The sequence below is a fragment of the Collimonas sp. GW821-FHT07E08 genome, from assembly GCF_059418905.1.
The window spans coordinates 30,300-30,752 of record NZ_JBWKQR010000026.1 but is presented as its reverse complement, the minus strand read 5'-3'; the positions used below and the strand labels follow the sequence as shown (position 1 = coordinate 30,752).

Genomic DNA, 453 nt, shown 5'->3' with positions numbered 1-453 from the left:
GCATCACATCGTTATCGACCGGTCTCAGCAGCACGAACAGCAACGTGGCTTCATTGTCGACTTCGACCTCGACCGGCTTGAGTACAACGAATAGCAGCGTTGCATCGCTGTCGACCTCAACATCGACCGGCATCACGTCGTTGTCAACTGGGCTGAGCACTACCAACAGCAACGTGGCTTCGTTGTCGACTTCGACCTCTACAGGTTTAAGCACAACGAACAGCAGCGTTGCGTCGCTGTCGACATCGACATCGACCGGCATCACATCGTTGTCGACCGGTCTCAGTAGCACGAACAGCAACGTGGCTTCATTGTCGACTTCGACCTCGACAGGTTTGAGCACAACGAATAGCAGCGTTGCGTCGCTGTCAACCTCGACATCGACCGGCATCACATCGTTGTCGACCGGTCTCAGCAGCACGAACAGCAACGTGGCTTCATTGTCGACTTCAA

The 453-nt window shown here is 54.7% G+C and carries 1 pseudogene; it reads left to right on the top strand.

Going from position 1 to position 453, the window contains the following annotated elements:
* Positions 1-453 (top strand): annotated as a pseudogene (locus AC07RZ_RS23145) (accessory Sec-dependent LPXTG-anchored adhesin); the annotation flags it as partial.